At 70.8% G+C, this 17,683-nt stretch carries 20 protein-coding genes; 13 read left to right on the top strand and 7 right to left on the bottom strand.

Features of this window, described 5'->3' with window-relative positions; all coding sequences use genetic code 11:
- Positions 1 to 15: 15 nt before the first annotated feature.
- The 4 genes from KBX37_RS17300 to KBX37_RS17285 form a co-directional block, all read right to left on the bottom strand.
- Positions 16 to 1,284 carry an MFS transporter gene (locus KBX37_RS17300; protein WP_210776979.1) on the bottom strand — a complete coding sequence of 423 codons (1,269 nt, stop codon included), beginning with the start codon at positions 1,282 to 1,284 and terminating at the stop codon, positions 16 to 18.
- Positions 1,284 to 2,702 (bottom strand): FAD-dependent oxidoreductase, encoded by a 1,419-nt coding sequence (locus tag KBX37_RS17295; RefSeq protein ID WP_210776978.1) that lies wholly within the window; start codon positions 2,700 to 2,702, stop codon positions 1,284 to 1,286. Before KBX37_RS17295 ends, KBX37_RS17300 begins: the two co-directional genes overlap by 1 nt.
- 76 nt (positions 2,703 to 2,778) lie before the next feature.
- Entirely contained in the window at positions 2,779 to 3,276 is a 498-nt protein-coding gene (locus KBX37_RS17290; protein ID WP_210776977.1) for a GNAT family N-acetyltransferase, read from the bottom strand.
- Complete coding sequence (locus KBX37_RS17285; protein WP_374103776.1) at positions 3,276 to 3,620, bottom strand: ArsR/SmtB family transcription factor; 345 nt, start codon at positions 3,618 to 3,620, stop codon at positions 3,276 to 3,278. The genes KBX37_RS17290 and KBX37_RS17285 overlap by 1 nt, the downstream gene beginning before the upstream one ends.
- Before the next feature lie 115 nt (positions 3,621 to 3,735).
- Here KBX37_RS17285 and KBX37_RS17280 point away from each other — a divergent pair, with 115 nt between their 5' ends.
- Positions 3,736 to 4,113, top strand: coding sequence for a metalloregulator ArsR/SmtB family transcription factor (locus tag KBX37_RS17280; protein WP_210776976.1), 378 nt, complete (start codon positions 3,736 to 3,738; stop codon positions 4,111 to 4,113).
- On the opposite strand, the gene KBX37_RS17275 is transcribed toward KBX37_RS17280, so the two are convergent.
- A complete protein-coding gene (locus KBX37_RS17275) occupies positions 4,085 to 5,194 on the bottom strand; it encodes an NAD(P)/FAD-dependent oxidoreductase (protein WP_210776975.1) in 1,110 nt (369 codons plus the stop codon). The two genes, KBX37_RS17280 and KBX37_RS17275, sit on opposite strands and share 29 nt — an antisense overlap.
- A gap of 63 nt (positions 5,195 to 5,257) precedes the next feature.
- On the opposite strand from KBX37_RS17275, the gene KBX37_RS17270 reads away from it, so the two are divergent.
- The 7 genes from KBX37_RS17270 to KBX37_RS17240 all read left to right on the top strand — a co-directional run bounded on the left by KBX37_RS17270 (position 5,258) and on the right by KBX37_RS17240 (position 10,994).
- Complete coding sequence (locus KBX37_RS17270) at positions 5,258 to 5,587, top strand: helix-turn-helix transcriptional regulator (RefSeq protein ID WP_210776974.1); 330 nt, start codon at positions 5,258 to 5,260, stop codon at positions 5,585 to 5,587.
- Positions 5,588 to 5,806: 219 nt separating this feature from the next.
- Positions 5,807 to 6,508: a helix-turn-helix domain-containing protein gene (locus KBX37_RS17265; protein WP_210776973.1), complete on the top strand. Its 702-nt coding sequence runs from the start codon at positions 5,807 to 5,809 to the stop codon at positions 6,506 to 6,508.
- Complete coding sequence (locus KBX37_RS17260; protein WP_210776972.1) at positions 6,501 to 6,671, top strand: hypothetical protein; 171 nt, start codon at positions 6,501 to 6,503, stop codon at positions 6,669 to 6,671. Before KBX37_RS17265 ends, KBX37_RS17260 begins: the two co-directional genes overlap by 8 nt.
- A gap of 58 nt (positions 6,672 to 6,729) precedes the next feature.
- Positions 6,730 to 7,476 carry an MIP/aquaporin family protein gene (locus KBX37_RS17255; protein WP_210776971.1) on the top strand — a complete coding sequence of 249 codons (747 nt, stop codon included), beginning with the start codon at positions 6,730 to 6,732 and terminating at the stop codon, positions 7,474 to 7,476.
- Between the two features lie 181 nt (positions 7,477 to 7,657).
- Entirely contained in the window at positions 7,658 to 8,065 is a 408-nt protein-coding gene (locus tag KBX37_RS17250) for an arsenate reductase ArsC (RefSeq protein WP_210776970.1), read from the top strand.
- Positions 8,066 to 8,365: 300 nt separating this feature from the next.
- Entirely contained in the window at positions 8,366 to 10,108 is a 1,743-nt protein-coding gene (locus KBX37_RS17245) for a peptidoglycan recognition protein (protein ID WP_210776969.1), read from the top strand.
- Positions 10,109 to 10,307: 199 nt separating this feature from the next.
- On the top strand, positions 10,308 to 10,994 hold the full coding sequence (locus KBX37_RS17240) for a DNA alkylation repair protein (RefSeq protein ID WP_210776968.1): 687 nt from the start codon (positions 10,308 to 10,310) through the stop codon (positions 10,992 to 10,994).
- A 104-nt stretch (positions 10,995 to 11,098) separates the two neighbouring features.
- On the opposite strand, the gene KBX37_RS17235 is transcribed toward KBX37_RS17240, so the two are convergent.
- On the bottom strand, positions 11,099 to 11,662 hold the full coding sequence (locus tag KBX37_RS17235; RefSeq protein WP_210776967.1) for a PadR family transcriptional regulator: 564 nt from the start codon (positions 11,660 to 11,662) through the stop codon (positions 11,099 to 11,101).
- Between the two features lie 77 nt (positions 11,663 to 11,739).
- Between KBX37_RS17235 and KBX37_RS17230 the strand changes: the two genes are divergently transcribed.
- The 5 genes from KBX37_RS17230 (at position 11,740) to KBX37_RS17210 (ending at position 15,696) form a co-directional block, all read left to right on the top strand.
- Positions 11,740 to 12,156: a nuclear transport factor 2 family protein gene (locus KBX37_RS17230; protein WP_210776966.1), complete on the top strand. Its 417-nt coding sequence runs from the start codon at positions 11,740 to 11,742 to the stop codon at positions 12,154 to 12,156.
- Between the two features lie 16 nt (positions 12,157 to 12,172).
- Positions 12,173 to 13,198, top strand: a complete 1,026-nt coding sequence (locus KBX37_RS17225) for an LLM class F420-dependent oxidoreductase (RefSeq protein ID WP_210776965.1) — start codon at positions 12,173 to 12,175, stop codon at positions 13,196 to 13,198.
- Between the two features lie 117 nt (positions 13,199 to 13,315).
- Positions 13,316 to 13,468, top strand: coding sequence for a hypothetical protein (locus KBX37_RS17220; RefSeq protein ID WP_210776964.1), 153 nt, complete (start codon positions 13,316 to 13,318; stop codon positions 13,466 to 13,468).
- Positions 13,465 to 14,931: a carboxyl transferase domain-containing protein gene (locus tag KBX37_RS17215; RefSeq protein ID WP_210776963.1), complete on the top strand. Its 1,467-nt coding sequence runs from the start codon at positions 13,465 to 13,467 to the stop codon at positions 14,929 to 14,931. The genes KBX37_RS17220 and KBX37_RS17215 overlap by 4 nt, the downstream gene beginning before the upstream one ends.
- A 354-nt stretch (positions 14,932 to 15,285) precedes the next feature.
- The gene (locus tag KBX37_RS17210) at positions 15,286 to 15,696 is read left to right on the top strand and encodes a hypothetical protein (RefSeq protein WP_210776962.1); all 411 of its coding nucleotides are present in this window, start codon (positions 15,286 to 15,288) and stop codon (positions 15,694 to 15,696) included.
- Between the two features lie 626 nt (positions 15,697 to 16,322).
- Here the strand turns inward: KBX37_RS17210 and KBX37_RS17205 are convergent.
- Entirely contained in the window at positions 16,323 to 17,279 is a 957-nt protein-coding gene (locus tag KBX37_RS17205; protein ID WP_210776961.1) for a hypothetical protein, read from the bottom strand.
- Between the last annotated feature and the right edge of the window lie 404 nt (positions 17,280 to 17,683).

The raw sequence follows: 17,683 nt of genomic DNA, 5'->3' as shown, positions 1-17,683 counted from the left end.
ACGCGCGTCACGCTCTCAGGTGTGGGCAGTGGAGGGTTGTGGCGCGGGGATCCTCGCTCGGGTGGTGATGCCGACGACGGCGAGTGCGCAGCTGATGGCGACGGCGGTGAGCAGCGGTGGGTATCCGCCGGCAGTGTGCAGGAGGATCGCGGCCGCGAGGGGCGCGGTGGCTCTGGCGATGGTGACGGGGGCGGCGAGTCGTCCGGCGATGGTGGCGTAGGCGGTGGTGCCGTAGCGGTCGGCGAGCAAAGCTGGGGTGGCGAGGCTGGTGATGCCGAAGCCGAGTCCGAAGCCGACGACGGTGATGACGGCGCCGGTGCGGGTGCCGGCGAGCAGCGGCATCGCGAGGACAGCGCCGGCCTGGGTGGCGAAGACGACGGCCACGATGGTGGTGACGGGCAGGCGTCGGCGGGCGCCGGTGAGGATGAGCCTGCCGGTGACCGACAGGACACCGAGCAGGCCGGCGGCGGTGGCGGCGAACGTGGCGGGGTGGCCGCGGCTGGTCAGGTAGCCGACGAGGTGAACGGTCATGGTGCTTGTCGCCGCACCCTGGGCGACGAAGGTACCGGCCAGGATCCAGAACCTGGCATCGCGCATCGCGGCCTTGACGATCGCACGCCGCTGGGCGGGATCCGGTGCTGTCGGGCCGGCAAGGGCCGTCGTCGCCGAGGACGGGCGCCGGCGGATGGTGAGGGCGTGCAGGGGCACGGTGATCATGCCGTGGATGACGGCGAGGACGAGCAGCGCACCGCGCCAGCCGAGGTGTTCGGCCAGCAGGCCGGTCAGCGGCATGAAGATGGTGCTGGCGAACCCGGCCACGATCGTGACAGCCAACAGGGCGGTGGCGCGTCGGTCCGGGCTGAACCAGGAGACGATGACGGCGAAGGCGGGCTCGTAGAGCACCATCGCGCCGGTGATCCCGATGCCGATCATGACGGCGTAGAGCTGGGCGATGGAGTGCACCTGCGACCAGGCCACGAGCAGGGCGGTGGCGGTGATCGAACCGGCGGTCATCAGCGCGCGTCCGCCGTGGTGGTCGAGCCACCGTCCCACCGGGATGGCCATGACCGCGCCAGCAAGGACCGAGGCGGTCAGCGCGCCGGTCACGGCGGTGGTGGACGCACCGAGGGTGACGGCCATCGGGCGCAGCAGGACCGCGTAGGCGTAGTAGAGAGTGCCGTAGCCGACGGTGGAGGTGACGGCGAGGGCGGCGACGATCCGCCAGCCGTGGGCGTGGTGCCCGCCGACCGCAGGGTCGGCGGGCACCGTCGTGGTGGTGGGCATCAGCTGCCGCAGCAGCCACCGGTCTGGCCGCCTGCGGGGGCAGCGTCGAGGGTGACCAGGTTCAGCGGCGCCGCCAGCAGGCCACCGGTGATGCCGGTGGCGAGCCCGCGCGCTGCCGGGTCGCCGGTCGGGGCCGGTCCGCAGCAGCTGTCGCCGGTTGCGGAGTCGGCAGGGTCGCTGTTGCAGACGCCGGTTTCGGGCAGGTCGAGCTGGACGTCGCGGGCGGCGTCCCAGTCGCCGGCGAGGGCGGCGACGACGGAGCGGACCTGCTCGTAGCCGGTGGCCATGAGGAACGTCGGCGCGCGGCCGTAGCTCTTCATGCCCACGGCGTAGTAGCCGACCTCCGGGTGGGACAGCTCGTCCACCCCGTGCGGGGGGACGGTGCCGCAGGAGTGCTCGTTGGGGTCGATCAGCGGGGCGAGGGCCCGGGTGGCGCCCATGACGGGGTCGAGGTCCAGGCGCAGCTCGGAGGCGATCGAGTGGTCCGGGCGGAAGCCGGTGGCCGCGACGATGCGGTCCACCGTGATCGACTCCTCGCCGCCGTCGGTGTGGCGCACGACCACCCTCACCCGGCCGTCGGTCGGGGCGAGGGTGTGCACGGAGAAGCCGGTGAGCAGCCGGATCCGGCCGGCGTCGACGTGCGCGCGCAGCCGGGAGCCGAGCGCGCCGCGCGCCGGCAGGGCGTCGGCGTCTCCGCCGCCGTAGGTGCGCGCCGGTGAGCCGGTCCGGATCGCCCAGGTCACCTCGGTGCCCGGCTCGCCGGCGGCCAGTTCCGCCAGGGACAGCAGGGTGTTGGCCGCCGAGTGGCCGGCGCCCACGACCAGGGTGTGCCGGCCGGCGAACCGGTCCCGGTCAGTGCCGAGCACGTCCGGCAGCGCGTGCTCCAGGAACGCGGCGACGGTGGCCTCGCCGCGGGCGGGCAGGCCGGAGGCGCCGAGAACGTTGGGGGTGCCCCAGGTGCCGGAGGCGTCGATCACCGCCCGGGCCAGGACCTCGTCACCGTCGGCGAGGCGGATCAGGAACGGCGTGTGCTCGCGGCCGGCGGTGCGCAGCCGGTCCAGGCCGAGGCGGCTGATCGCCTCCACCCGCGCGCCGTAGCGCAGGTGCGGCTTGAGCTGCGGCAGTTCGGCCAGGGGCTGCAGGTAGTCGGCGGCGAGTTCCGCGCCGGTGGGCAGCGCCTCGAGGTCGGGGCCGACCCAGCCGGCGTCGTCCAGGAGGCGGCGGGCAGCGGGGTCGATGTTGTATCGCCACGGGGAGAACACCCGCACGTGTCCCCACTGCCGTACGGCGGCGCCGGCGGAGTCGCCGGCTTCCAGGACGGTGAAGGCGATGCGGCGTTCGTGCAGGTTCGCGGCGGCGGCCAGCCCCACCGGGCCGGCGCCGATGACCACGACGGGAAGGTTGTCCAGGGCCCTCATCGGATGACTCCTCTGTGTAGAGAGCTGTCGAATCAAATAGGTAGACGGCGGCCCGTGTCCTGCGGGCCGGTGCTGGTCAGGTGATGGCGGGACTGCGGCGCTCCAGCAGGACGACGTCCCGCCAGCGGCCGTGGTGCCGTCCGACCCGCTCCCGCACGCCGATGACCCGGAACCCGGCGCGCTGATGCAGGGCGAGGCTGGCGGTGTTCTCCGGGAAGACGCCGGACTGGATCGTCCAGATGCCGGCGGCCTCGGTGGAGGCGATCAGGGTCTGCAGCAGCAGCCGGGCGACGCCCCGGCCCTGCGCGGCCGGGTCCACGTAGACGGAGTGCTCCACCACCCCTGCGTAGACCGCCCGGTTCGAGGTCGGCGAGACCGCAATCCAGCCGAGCAGGGTGTCGTCGCCGTCGACGGCCACGAAGCGGTGCTCGGGCAGTTTCGCGACGTCGAACGCCGCCCAGGTCGGCGTGGTGGTCTCGAAGCTGGCGTTGCCGGCGTCGAGTCCGGCCTGGTAGATCGCCAGGACCCGGTCGGCGTCGCTGGCGACCATGGCACGGACGGTGCTGTCGGCCATCAGCAGATTCCGTTCGGACTGGGGGCGGGCCGGCCCATGACGACGTCGGCGGCGGAGGGAAAGCCGCCGACACACGCGTCGTTGATCCGGTAGTGGCGGGCCGTTCCAGCCGGCTCCACCAGCACGAACCGCACCTCGGCGAGGATCTTGAGGTGCTGTGAGACGGTGGACTGGGCCAACCCGACCGCCGTGACGATCTCCCGCACGCTCATCGGCCGGGCATGGCGGGCCAGGTACTCCACGATCTGCACCCGGGTCGGGTCCGCGAGGGCGCGGAACCACGACGCGTACGTCTGCGCCGTCGTCCGATCCAGCAGCTCGTCCGCCATCACCACGTCCTTCATCGTTTATCGCCGATGGGCGATGAAGCCTACCACGGCGCCCCTTGCCAGCTGTCTGTCTTGACGTCCGTCGAAGTAGAGACTTGCACGTTGATTAGAGAGATGTCAACCTAGAGACATGTCGAAGCAAGCGGTGCCTCTCACCCTCGTCGACCTGACCGCCGACACCCCCTGCTGCCCTCCCCTGGCGGAGCGGCGCGTACCGGCCGAGACCGCCGCGGTGCTCGCGCCCGCGTTCAAAGCCCTCGGCGACCCGGTACGGCTGCGGCTGATGTCGATGATCGCTTCAGCCGAGGGCGGTGAGGCCTGCGTCTGCGACCTCACCCCCGCCTTCGATCTCACCGGCCCGACGATCTCGCATCACCTCAAGACGCTGCGCGAAGCAGGGCTGGTCGACGCCGAACGCCGGGGCACCTGGGTGTACTACCGGGCCCGGCCGGCCATCCTGCGCCAGCTCGCCGCGCTGCTCACCGTCGAACCGGCAGCCGCTCGGTAAGCCACCGCCGCCGCGGCGTTGCGCCGGACACGCGCTCAGCCAAGGCGGCGACGACGTGGGCGGCGTCGCGGCCGACCCCGCGCAGGGTGTTCGACGAGAACGAGCGTTGGAACTCCAACCCCAGGTAGACCAGCCCGGGGTGGGTGGTGGAGACGCCGGCCACCTGCCGCGGCATCCCGCGCTCCAAGGTTCCCAGCGGTCCGAGATAGTCGAGATTCGGGCGGTAGCCGGTAGCGAGGATCACCGCGTCGACCACCTCGAAGCTGCCGTCGGCCCAGACGACCCCGTCGGGAGTGAAGGCGGTGAACATCTCCCGGCGGGCGAGGAGTCCGGAGGCGATGGCGTCGCGGTAGACGCCGGTGTCGAGCACGGCGGAGTGCCGGACGAGGCGGGTCAGCACCGCCCGTGGGAGGCGGTCCGCGCCGGTGACGTGGAGCCAGTAATGCAGGTCCCGGCCGCGAATACGTTGCGGCACGAACTGGATCGGCGCCCTGGTGGCCAGCGTGACGCTCGCGTGCGACGCCAGTTCGTGGGCGACCTGGACGGCGGAGTTGCCGGCGCCGACGACGATGACCCGCTTGCCGGCGTACGGCTCGGGCCGGCGGTAGTGCGCGACGTGCCGCACCTCGCCGGCGTAGTCCTCCCGACCGGGAAGCACCGGAAGATACGGGTTGCCGAAGGAGCCACTGGCGGCGACGACACCCGCCGCGGGGATCTCGTCACCGGTGTCCGTGCGAACCAGGTACCCGGCACCCCGGCGCGGGTGCACGGCGGTGACGCGGACGCCGGTGCGGATGTCGGCATCCAGGCTGCCGGCGTAGCGGCGCAGGTAGGCGACAACCTCGTCGCGGGTGGGGTAGCGGTCTGGGTCTCCACCGCCGAACGCCTTGCCGGGCAGCGCACTGTATCGGGCCGGGGAGAACAGAGTGAGGCTGTCGTAGTAGTCGGGCCAGGACCCGACCGTCTCGACGCCCGCCTGCAGAACGACGGGGCGCAGGCCGACGGAGAGCGCGGCGCGAGCGGCGGCGAGGCCCGACTGGCCGCCGCCGACGATGATCACGGGTTCGGAAGAGGGGGTCACCGCACCATCATATTGTTATTTCGTTGAATGACAATATGACGATGCTACGGAAAGGTGGGAAACATGGATGAGCCAGAGCCGGCCACGGTCGCGCCCAGCGCCGGACTGCCCGGGCTGGCGCTGGACACGCAGGAGTTTCTCAAGGCGTTGGGCAGCCCGACGCGCCAGCGGATCATGCTGCTGTTCGCGGGAGGTGCCGAGCTGTCGGTCGGGGAAGTGGCCGAACGCGCGGGGATCAGTCAGGCCACGGCGTCGCAACAGCTGACCCTGCTGCGCCGCGGGCGCGTGGTGACGTCGCGGCGCGACGGGAAGACCGTGTACTACCGGGCCGACCGCGACGGGGCGGTCGCGGCGTTGGCCGAGCTGCAGTCGTACCTGAAGACCTGCTGCTGACCGCGGCCTCAGGACGGAGCCGGCAACCAAAGCTCCCCTGCCCACCGGATGGGCGCCTCTCTGGGGCGAGTTGGGCGCGCACGAGTTGGCCGACCGGCTTCAGGAGGGCCCTCACCCGACTGCACCTTCCGCCCGGCCCGGGCGCGTCGGTGGGCACCCACCTGATCACTCGCTTCTTCCGCTTGACGTTCCTTCAGTTACTCAGTAATCATTGAGTCAATGGCTACTGACCTTGCCTCGCTCCAGGGACGCGCCCGGATTCACGCCGCGCTCGGCGACCCGGCGCGGCTGGCGATCGTGGACGCGCTCACCCTGGGTGACGCTTCCCCTGGCGAGATCGCCTCCGACCTGGAGATGCCGACGAATCTGGTTGCCCATCACGTCAAGGTCCTCACCGAGGCCGGCCTGGTGGTCCGTGGCCGGTCGGAGGGAGACCGTCGTCGTACCTACCTGCGGTTGCGACCGGCGGCCCTGGCGACACTGACCCCGGCGCCGCTGGCCGGGGTCGGTCGGGTGGTGTTCGTCTGCACCCGCAACTCCGCCCGCTCGCAGCTCGCCGCCGCCATCTGGTCCGACCGCGCCCACACCTCGGCGACGTCCGCGGGGACGAAGCCCGCAGACCGGGTTCATCCTCGTGCGGTGGCTGTGGCCCGGCGACATGGGCTGGCGCTGAACCCGACCGGCACCTCTCACGTCGCGGACATCGTGCGCGATGACGACCTCGTCATCGCTGTTTGCGACAACGCCCACGAGGAACTCACCGGACCGGTCCGGCCTCGGCTGCACTGGTCCGTGCCCGACCCGGTCCGGCTGGACACCGATGCCGCGTTCGAGGCGGCGTTCGCCGAGCTGGCGGCACGCGTCGACCGGGTCGCCCCCGTCGTCACCCCCGCCATGAGTTCGGGAGATCGCCATGACTGACACCAGCACGTACCTGCGCGAGGACCTCTCCGTCGACCAGCAGCTCGCCCTGCGCACCGCCGCCACCCGCCTCGCTGCCGAGTTCGACGGCACCTCCGGCACGGAGACGGAACGCCGCGTCCGCCGGCTCCTCGACGAGCTGCACGTCCCCGCCAGCCGATAGCCCTCGCCCCGGCCGAGAAGCGGCTCGGGACCTCACTGCAACGGGAGAGTACAGACTGATGACCATCGCACTTTGGCGGCGCCTGCTGGCAGAGTTCACCGGCACCGCCCTGCTGGTCACCGCCGTGGTCGGCTCCGGCATCATGGCCACCGCGCTCTCCCCCGGCGACGTCGGCCTCCAACTGCTGGAGAACTCGATCGCCACCGCGTTCGCCCTCGGCGCGCTGATCCTGATCTTCGGCCCGGTCTCCGGGGCCCACTTCAACCCGGTCATCTCCGCCGCCGACTGGTTCCTCGGCCGCCGCGCCGGCACCGGGCTGACCGGCCGGGACCTCGGCGGCTACGTCGCCGCCCAGGTCGCTGGAGCGGTCGGCGGGTCGATCCTGGCGAACCTGATGTTCGACCTGGCCGCCGTCGACTTCTCCGCCAAGGACCGCACCGCCGGGCACCTCTGGCTCGGCGAGGTCGTCGCCACCACCGGCCTGATCCTGCTGATCTTCGCCCTGGCCCGGTCCGGGCGCTCCCCCGTCGCCCCCGCCGCGGTCGGCGCCTACATCGGTGCCGCCTACTGGTTCACCTCGTCGACCTCGTTCGCCAACCCGGCGGTCACGATCGGGCGGGCGTTCACCGACACCTTCGCCGGCATCGCCCCCGCGTCCGTGCCCGGCTTCATCATCGCCCAACTCGTCGGCCTCGCCGTGGGCATCGGTCTCCTGGCCGCGCTCTACCCCGACGCCGGGCAGGCCGCAGACCAGGTGGTCGTGCCTACCGACGAGCGCGACCGGGCGCTCGACCACCGCCCATGAGCACCAACCCGGCGCACGGTGGCGCAGACAACTCGTATCGCGCCCTGGTCAATCCGCCGCGTCCGGCCGGCCGTCACCGGCTGCTCGACCGCAACAGCGACCCTGACCGGCCCCTGCCCACAGCCCACTCGGAGGCGCCGGTGAACCGGCCCTGCGACCCGTACTGCAAGGAAGGCTCCTGATGTCCGACAAGCCCAGCGTCCTTTTCGTGTGCGTGCACAACGCCGGCCGCTCCCAGATGGCCGCCGGCTGGCTGCGCCACCTCGCCGGCGAGGCCGTCGAGGTTCGCTCCGCCGGCTCCGCCCCCGCCGAGACGGTCAACCCCGCCGCCGTGCAGGCCATGCGGGAGGTCGGCATCGACATCACCGATCAGACCCCCAAGCTCCTCGAGTACGCCACGGCCGAATCCTCGGACGTCATCGTGACCATGGGCTGCGGTGACGCCTGCCCCATCTTCCCGGGCAAGCGGTACGAGGACTGGAAGCTCGAGGACCCGGCCGGCAAGGGCATCGAGGCCGTACGCCCCATCCGCGACGAGATCCGCAGCCGAGTGGAGCAGCTGCTCACCGACCTGCGCCGCACCGCCTGACCCCGTCCCCCTCGCCGCCCGCCGACCACCGTCGGCGGGCGGCTGCACACTGAGCAGGAGTCCCTCGGGTCCGACCCGCACCGCTTGATCATCTTCGGCTCCGGATCCGCCGGATCCGCCGCCAGACGGTCCATTCGGTGCAGCGGATCCAAGGAAGCCGGACGGCGAGGAGATGGCGTGCGGTCGCACCGCCAGCTCGATGGAGGCACATCTCGATTCGCCGTATCAGCTTGAGCGCGTAACGCTCCGGACATTACCGGCGCTGAGCCCTCCGGTAGATCATTACGGAGGGACTCAGCTGTGAGATTGACGGGGATCCGCTGGAGCCGCCGGACGGCCGGCGTCGGGGCCGGCCTGGTGGCCACCGCTGTGGCCGGAACGGTCGGCCTGGTCGTGGTCGGCCTCGGCGAGGACGGTGCCGAGTGGGCAGCCGCGGAGGGGCCGGTCACCACGGCGCTGCATACCGTGGACTTCCCGACCGCTGACGACCGGGAGGTGGCCATCGCGCAGCGGGAGACCGACCGCTTCGCCATGGTCGGGGTGACCTGGGCGAACCCGAAGATCGATTTCGAGGGCACCATCTCCGTCCGGACTCGGGCGGTCGGCGGCGGCTGGTCGGGCTGGCTGCCGCTGGATCTGGACAACCACTTCGGACCGGAGCCGGGTGCCGAGGCGACCTCCGGAAAGGCGCGCGGCGGCACGGACCCGCTGTGGGTCGGTCCCTCCGACGCAGTCGAGGTGCGCGCCAGAACCGCTGGCGGCAACGGCAGCCACCGGCTGCCTGCCGGACTGCGCCTGGAGCTTGTTGACCCGGGCCAGCCGAAGCGCCGCAAGGCCGCCGGGGCTGGTGCCGTGCACGTCCGCCCCGAGCGCCTCCAGCCGGTCGCCGAGGTACAGGCACTGGAGCCCACCTCCACCGACCCGGCACCGACCGACACCACGACGACCGAGCCGGCGCCGACCGACACCACGACAACCGCGCCCGCGCCCACCGACACCGCCACCACGACGGCGCCGGTCGAGACCACCGCCCCGGCGCCGGCCGACACCACCGCGCCCGCGCCGACCACCACCTCCGCGCCGGCGCCCACCACCAGCTCACCCACCGTGTCGCCCAGCCCCAGCACGCCCCCGAACCCGATCCCCGCCCCGAAGGTGGTCACCCGCGCGGGGTGGAAGGCCGACGAGTCGATCGTGCTGGACCCACCGACGTACGGGACCACGGTCAAGGCGTTCTTCGTGCACCACACTGCCGGCACCAGCACCTACAGCTGCACCGACTCGGCCGCCATCGTCCGCGGCATCGAGGTCTACCACGTCAAGAGCAACGGCTGGAACGACATCGGCTACAACTTCCTCGTCGACAAGTGCGGCGTGATCTTCGAAGGCCGCAAGGGCGGCATCGACAAGCCAGTGACCGGGGCGCACACCTACGGCTTCAACACGAACACCGCCGCGATCGCCGTGCTCGGGACGTACATCACCTCCGGCGCGCCCACCGTCGTCCAGGACGCCGTCGCGCAGGTCGCGGCGTACAAGCTCGGCCAGTACGGCAACGACCCGTACGGCAAGGTGACCCTGGTGTCCGGGGTCGACGGCAAGTACGACCTCGGTGAGTCCGTGGTGATGAACCGCATCTCCGGTCACCGCGACGCGGTGGCGACGGAGTGCCCGGGCGACTCGCTCTACGCCCAGCTGAGCGGAATCCGGACCAGGGCGGCCAAGATTTCCGGGCTGGCACTCGCCGGCCTCACCGGCCGCAAGTCCGGCACCACCTACCACACCCGGGGCACGTTCACCGCCTCCTGGTCGGTGGGCACGGCGAGTCACCTCATCAAGAGCTTCGAGGTGCTGGTGGACGGGAAGGTGCTGCTCACCACGGCGGGCACCGCCCGCTCGGCCACGGTCACGGTCACGCCCGGCGCGCACACCCTGCAGATCCGTGCCGTGCACCGCCTGGGGTGGACCGACACCACCACCGCACAGTCCGTCATCGGCGACACCGCCCAGCCGACCATCGGGACGGAGAGGAAGACTCGCTGACCGACGCGTGGGCGACGTCGGCGACGAGTCGGCACCGGTACGCGCGGCTCAGGCACGCGCGTACCGGTCGCGGACGGTCAGCCTGCCAACTCCACAAGGTCAGAGGGCCGTCGGTGGCTGTCGCCGAACCGGCGTGGACGACAGGAGGCCGACTTTCCGTCGTAGGCTGCATTCCGCACGTGATGGACAGGAGGCCGAGGTGGCCGAGACGACGCCGACCGAGGCGAGGGTGGCCGAGGTGATGGCCGAGCTGGCCGAGCTCGATGACCCGAAGATCCGCGAGGTGAACGAGAGACACGGTGACGATCACGGTGTGCACCTCAGCAAGCTGCGCGCGGTCGCGAAGCGGCTGAAGACGCAGCAGGAACTCGCGTGCCAGCTCTGGGCGACGGGTGACACCGCGGCGAGACTGCTGGCGATCCTGATCTGCCGCCCGAAGGCGTTCGAGCGTGACGAGTTGGACGTCATGTTGCGCGAGGCGCGCGCACCCAAGGTGCACGACTGGCTCGTGAACTACGTGGTGAAGAAGAACCCGCACTCCGAGGAGCTGCGCCTGGCCTGGTCCGCCGATCCGGATCCGGTGGTCGCGAGTGCCGGCTGGGCGTTGACCACCGAACGCGTGGCGAAGAAGCCCGAGGAACTGGATCTCGCAGGACTGCTCGACGTCATCGAGGCGGAGATGAAAGACGCCCCGGATCGCCTGCAGTGGGCGATGAACCACTGCCTGGCTCAGATCGGGATCGAGCACGCCGCGCACCGTGCCCGCGCAATCGACATCGGCGAGCGCCTGGAGGTGCTCAAGGACTACCCGACCTCCCCGGGCTGCACATCTCCGTTCGCGCCCACCTGGATCACCGAGATGGTGCGCCGACAGCACGACAAGTAGGAAGGTCTCACACTCGTGCCGCTACTCCCCCAGAACGCGGCACCCGATCCGAGCCACGTTGGTTCGTAGCGCCCCACCCTGCGCTGATGGCACTGACAGCGGGGTCAGGCCGGCAGCGTCGCCCGGGCGCGCAGCAGCGCCGCGGCCTGCTCGCACCACTCGCGGTTCTCCTGCTCGAACCGGCGGCCGCGCAGACACGTCAGGTACGGCCCGATCCGGTCGCCTTCGCGCAGGAACGTCTCCTCGTCCAGCTCGCCACGCAACCGCCGGAGCATCCGGTCGAAGATCTCCACCTTCGCCGCGGCCGCGACCGCCCGCTCCTCGAGCTGGGCGATGACCGGGGCCGGGTCCAGCCGGTCGACGGCCTGGACCATGACGAGCAGGTCCTCCCGGATGGACGTCGGTTTCGACGGCGCCGCGGTGAACGCGGCCAGCTCCGCGAGGCCGGCGTCGGTGACCGTGAACAGTCGCTTGTTGGGCCGGTCGTGCTGGATGACCTTCCGGCCGGCGATCAGCCCCTCGCGCTCCAGCTTGGCCAGTTCGCCGTAGAGCTGCTGGGGCACCGCGTACCAGAAGTTCGCCAGCGACACGTCGAAGACCTTGGCCAGCTGATATCCGCTGTACTCGCCGTCGAGCAGTGCCGCCAGCACCGCGTGGCGCAGCGCCATCGGCGCAACCTCCCGCTTCCCTCGTCGCATAGTCAGTGATATGACTACTCCTATCGTTGACTATAGAGGAGGCAGCCGTGACGACCGTCGAGCGGTTCCGGGCCGCCGTGGAGGACCGGGACCTCGCCGCGTTCGACGGGCTGTTCAGCCCGGACGTGCGCTTCTACAGCCCAGTGAAGTTCACCCCGTTTCAGGGGGCGCAGGCCGTTCACGGGCTCCTCGGCGTCCTCCTGCGCACCTTCGAGGACTTTCGGTACGTCGGACAGCTGGCCGGCGAGGCCGAGATCGGCACGGCGGGCCGGCCGGTGGAGTCGCACATCCTCATCTTCCGCGCGACCGTGCGCGGCAAGCAGATCCACGGCCTCGACCTGCTCCAGCTCGGCGACGACGGTCTGATCGAGGAGTTCACGGTCATGGTCCGCCCCCTGTCCGCCGTCAACACGTTGAGCGAGGCGGTCGTCGCCGGTCTCGCCGCCGACGGCATCGCCCCGTGACACGGAAGGTCGCGCAATGAAACTCGGGTACACCACCGGCTACTGGTCCTCCGGCCCACCCGCGGGCGTCACGGAAGCCATCGCGGAGGCCGACCGCCTCGGCTTCGACTCGGTCTGGGCCGCCGAGGCGTACGGGTCGGACTGCCTGACCCCGCTCGCCTGGTGGGGCGCCAGCACCTCCCGGGTGCGGCTGGGTACCAACATCATGCAGATCTCGGCCCGTACGCCGACCGCCGCCGCGATGGCGGCGCTCACCCTCGACCACCTGTCCGGCGGTCGGTTCATCCTCGGGCTCGGCGCCTCCGGCCCGCAGGTCGTGGAGGGATGGTACGGCCAGCCGTACCCGCGGCCGCTGGCCCGCACCCGGGAGTACATCGAGATCATCCGCACCGTCCTCGCCCGCACCGGCCCGGTCCAGTACGACGGTGACTTCTACCAGCTGCCGCAGCGCGGCGGCACCGGCCTCGGCAAGCCACTGAAGTCCACGGTCCACCCGCTGCGCACCGACATCCCGATCTTCCTCGCCGCCGAGGGGCCGAAGAACGTGGCGCTGGCCGCCGAGATCGCCGACGGCTGGCTGCCGTTGTTCTTCTCCCCCAAGGCGGACGGCTTCTACCGCAGCGCGCTGGCCGAGGGCTTCGCCCGACCGGGCGCCCGCCGCGGCCCGGACGAGTTCGAGATCGCCGCGACAGTGCCGATCGTCATCGACAACGACGTGGAGCGGGCGGCCGATCGGATCCGGCCCTTCATCGCGCTGTACGTCGGCGGCATGGGTGCCAAGTCGGCCAACTTTCACCGGGACGTCATCGCCCGCCTCGGCTATGAGCGGGAGTGCGACGTCATCACCGAGGCGTACCTTGCGGGCAACAAGCAGGAGGCGATCGCGGCCGTGCCGACCGCACTGGTCGAGGACATCGCGCTGATCGGGCCGACCGCGAAGATCAAGGACGAGCTACAGCGGTGGCGCGAGTGCGTGATCACCACTCTGCTGGTTTCGGGCGGCCCACGGCAGCTGCGCCAGATCGCCGAGCTGGTCGACTGACGACACGGGTCGACCTGCAAGGCACCTCCCCTGCGCGGAGTCCCCTTGACGAGAACCAATCTTCCGAGGTCTTCTTCTCTCTCCATTGCCGCGGCCCGCGACGACTATGGTGTGATCATGGCTGGCGACGAGGTTGACGAGGCCGCCTCGGAAGCACTCTGCCCGACGCTGTGGAGCCGGCGCACCGGTGAGGAGTCATCCTTCGACCGCGGTCCGGACCATGCACGGCTCTCCGGCGGCCGCCCGTACCCGGAGGTCGACCGGGGGTGAGGAGATCGGCACGGGACCTGATCGAACTGGTCATCGACCCCGGCACATGGGTGTCGTGGGATGAGGCGGTGGCCGATCCGGCCCCGCTCGACGCAGACTATGCGGCTGCCCTGGCCGCCGCGCGCCGGACTACCGGCGTCGACGAGGCGGTCATCACCGGCGCGGGCCGGCTCGGCGGGCGGCGGGTCGCCGTCATCGCCGGCGAGTTCGCATTTCTCGGCGGCTCGATTGGCGTCGCGGCGGCCGAGCGGCTCACCCGGGCCGTCGAGCGGGCGACCGCCGCGCGGATTCCGTTGCTCGCCGCGCCCGCGAGCGGCGGCACCCGGATGCAGGAAGGCTCGATCGCGTTCCTGCAGATGGTGAAGATCAGCCAGGCGATCACCGCGCACAAGGCCGCGGGGCTGCCATACCTCGTCTATCTGCGGCACCCGACAACCGGCGGCGTGTACGCGTCCTGGGGGTCCCTCGGGCACCTGACAGTCGCCGAGCCGGGCGCGCTGATCGGCTTCCTCGGGCCGAAGGTGCACGAGGCGCTGACCGGCTCGCCGTTCCCGGCCGGCGTGCAGGTCGCCGAGAACCTCCACAAACACGGTCTGATCGACGCGGTCGTTGCGCCGGAGCAGGTGGCGGCGCTGGCCGACCGAGCGCTGGCCACTCTCAGCGCGCCGCGCCGTCTCCCCCGTCCGCCGAGCCCGGTGGAGGACCCGCCCGGCGAACGCACCGCCTGGGACGCCGTCCGGCGATCCCGCCGGGCCGACCGTCCCGGAATCCGCCGACTGCTGAGACACGCCGGCCGGGATGTCGTGCCGTTGCACGGGACGCAGAGCGGCGAAACCGGCGCCGGTGTGATCGTGGCGCTGGCCCGCTTCGGGGAAGCCCCCGCCATGGTCGTCGGACACGACCGGCGCGACAGCCCGCCTGACCCCGCCGGCCTGCGGGCCGTCCGGCGGGGGTTCAAGCTCGCCGCAGAGTTGGGGCTGCCCGTCGTCACCGTCGTCGACACGCCGGGCGCCGCCCTGTCGCCACAGGCCGAGGAGGGCGGCCTGGCCGGAGAGATCGCCCAGTGCCTTGCCGATCTGGTCACCCTGCCGGTGCCGACCCTGTGCGTGTTGTTGGGTCAGGGCAGCGGCGGCGCCGCCTTGGCCCTGCTGCCGGCCGACCGGGTCATCGCCGCAGCGCACGGCTGGCTCTCGCCGCTGCCGCCGGAGGGCGCGTCGGCGATCCTCCATCGCACCGTCGAGCGGGCGCCGCAGGTCGCCGCCGCGCAGGGCATCCGCGCGCAGGACCTGCGGGCAAGGGGCATTGTGGACCGGATCGTGGCCGAGCGACCCGACGCCGCCGAGGAGCCCGCGGCGTTCCTCGACCGGCTGGGGGCGGTACTGGCGCACGAGCTGGCCACCCTGCTCGACGTCGACCCGGCGGAGCGGCTCCAGACCCGCCGGGTCCGTTACCGCCAACTCTGACCGAATGGAACCCGTTCATTCGGCTGCCCGTCCGCCGGTCACCCGTCGGCCCGGGGGGCCGACACTCGCTCATCCGGCCGCTGACACGGCCGGCACGGTTCCCTGCCCGCAAACCGATGGTGACCAGGTCCTGGTTCAACCGGCCTATCCACCGTCGGACTACCACGACCAGGCGGCGGCCCTGGGATAAGAAGAAGATCGCCGATGGCTGGTCGAGGCCTCTCGCTCCTGGTCTGGCCGTCCATCGATGTCGGCTCGCGTCGGTGTCCCGCTGGGGGACTTGGCTGTACGGATGGCTGTACTGCGGGTGGGTAGGGGGCTGGGCTGGAGCGGAGCGGTCTGTATCTTCTGCCCGTGGCAACCATGGCAGAGCTGCTCCACTGCATCGACGACCCCGACGATGACAGCACGCTGGCCTACCAGCTTGTGGACGAGATCACGGCGAGTGGCGACAAGGCTCTGATACCCCTGCTGGCGGCCGAACTCGACAGCTTTTTAAACACGGGTCATTCCTATGGCCGCGATGTCATCGCCGACATCTTGGCGGGTCTTGGCGGGATTGATGTCCTGCCGCTGTTGATCGCGGCATCCGCTCGGAACCTTGGCGACGACCAAGATGGGCTCCAGTCCACAATCCTTGAGCTGATGTCGACTAACAAGCAGCAGGTCCGCATCGTCCTCGACGAGCTGCGCGCCGGGGGCCCGCCAGAGATCCAGCATCGGGTGACGTGGGCGTACGAGCTACTTGACTCAGGCCTGATCTAGCTGGCTTCGTGTCTGTCGATCCCGCAGCCACTCACGTGAACGGCTACTGAGCCGGATGGGTGGATCAGCGATTCGTAAGTTGGAGCAGATCTCTTCGTCGGGCAGTCGCCAGACCGTCCAGCCTCCCCGGACGGGGACCAGGTGGAGCGCCCTGCCGGACGTACGACCTGGTCCCCGTCCGGGGAAGCTGGTAGCCCTTGTGGTGCCCGGCGAGGTGATCCGCGGCTGATCTCCGAGGAGGATCGGGGTTCGGGGCGGAGCCCCGAGGTCTTCTAGGTACTGGTTGCCCGAAGTGTGGCCGGCCGGCCCGGCCGATGCCGGCCGGAGGTCGCCAGCAGGCCGGGGCCGGACCGGCGCGGCCCGCGTTGCGGGCCGCCTTGATCCCTAAGAGGTCAATTCGCCAACGCAACGCGGCAAGCCCTGTCCGTTGACTGATGCGCGATATTCGTCCGCCAGCTGATCGACACCTCGGCGCGCTGATTGCAGCCATGAGAGTACGTCGATCTTAGATGCGGAGCGGCACCAGTGTCGCCGAGACATAGGTAACCGACCGATTCGACGGTGAGCGCGAACGGGGGGGTGTTGACCGGGCGGCGGCGGTCGCGGCTGTCGTCGGCCGCGTTGGCTTACAGGATGTACAGGAGATTGTGGGTCGCGGCGAAGTATTCGTCGCCGCGTGGTGGTGTCCGTCCGAGCAGGTGTTCGGCGGCAAGGTTGCGGCGTTCGCTGCCGAGGCCGACGCCAACATGGGCCAGGGTGGGGTGGCTGGTAAACGGGATGAACGCCTCGACCGGTAGCGACGACTGGGTGACCCTGAGGTCTTGGAGTCGGGGTGCGGCGGCGAGCCTGTCAAGTGCGTTGGGCTGGCGTAGGCGCCGCATGCCATTGAGGTCGACGCGGAGCAGCGCGGTGCTGGGGCTGAAGTCGGGCAGTTGGTCGATGGTCAGGGCGTGCAGGATGAGCCATTGCAGCGCGGTTAGGCGCGTCACCGGTTCGAGGTTGGTGAGCCGGCGGACGTCGCGGAGCGCGAGGTAGCGCAGGGTGGGGATCTGGGTGAGCCATTCGGCGTCGGTCAGGGAGCCGAGGGTGAGTGACAGCGACTGCAGGTGCGGCAGCGTGACGGCTGGGAGGATTCGGTCGACCGGAAGTCTCCACATTGCGAGGCCCTGCAGGTTGGGGTTGGTGTGGAGTAGGTCCGCGAGGCCGCGGCGATGTGATGCGATCCTGAGTTCACGCAGGCCCCGGAACGCGGTGGCCGGGGTGAGGTCGAGGGGTTTGCGGGTCTCGCCAAGGTCGAGGAACTCGACGTCGGCATCCAGCTGGTGCAGTGGGGTCAGGTCGGTCAGGTGGAACAGGCCGGCCACGCTGAGGCGGCGAAGGTGGGGGAACCACCGCAGGAACCGCAGCGTGGACAACTCGGCATCAAAGCCATACGCGCGCAGGGTGACGGACGGATGCTCCGCCAGAATCGCGGCGAGCGTACGGTAGTCCGCCTCGGAGAGCGGCACCTGGAACTGAACCCTCGCAACCGTGTCGAGCTCGGCCCGGAGCCGCAGCACGTCGATCGGACTCGACACCTCCATCAGGCCACCCACAGCCACTGATCTTCCCGGCTGGGGTCGCCGCCCTCCAACTCGTAGCGGCGGCGGCCTGCTACCCGATCGCCAGGCCATGGCCGTGCGACCCGCAGATGTGTGCACTTGGTCTTGGGTAGACCGCCGACCAGCGATACGTGCCCATCCCGCCGCAGGAGAGGTGCGCTCGGACCGGAGAGATTTTGTTGGCTAGCCATTGAACTGTTCCCAGTCGAGGCGAGAGCGTAGGGGCCGCAGGGCTGAGCGTTGCCGGCTGCCGACGCTCCGGAACTTGTCAAGGTCGGTGGGACCAGTGGGTGTTACGCCGCTTGGGGTAGTGGTTGATCGGTTGCCGGTTCGGGTGGGTTGATCCAGACGGCGTCGGGCAGGTGCAGCGCTTTCGGTCTGGGCCG

Source organism: Micromonospora sp. U56, from assembly GCF_018070095.1.
In the GTDB taxonomy this organism is placed as follows: domain Bacteria; phylum Actinomycetota; class Actinomycetes; order Mycobacteriales; family Micromonosporaceae; genus Micromonospora; species Micromonospora purpureochromogenes.
This window is presented reverse-complemented; position numbering and strand designations above follow the sequence as displayed.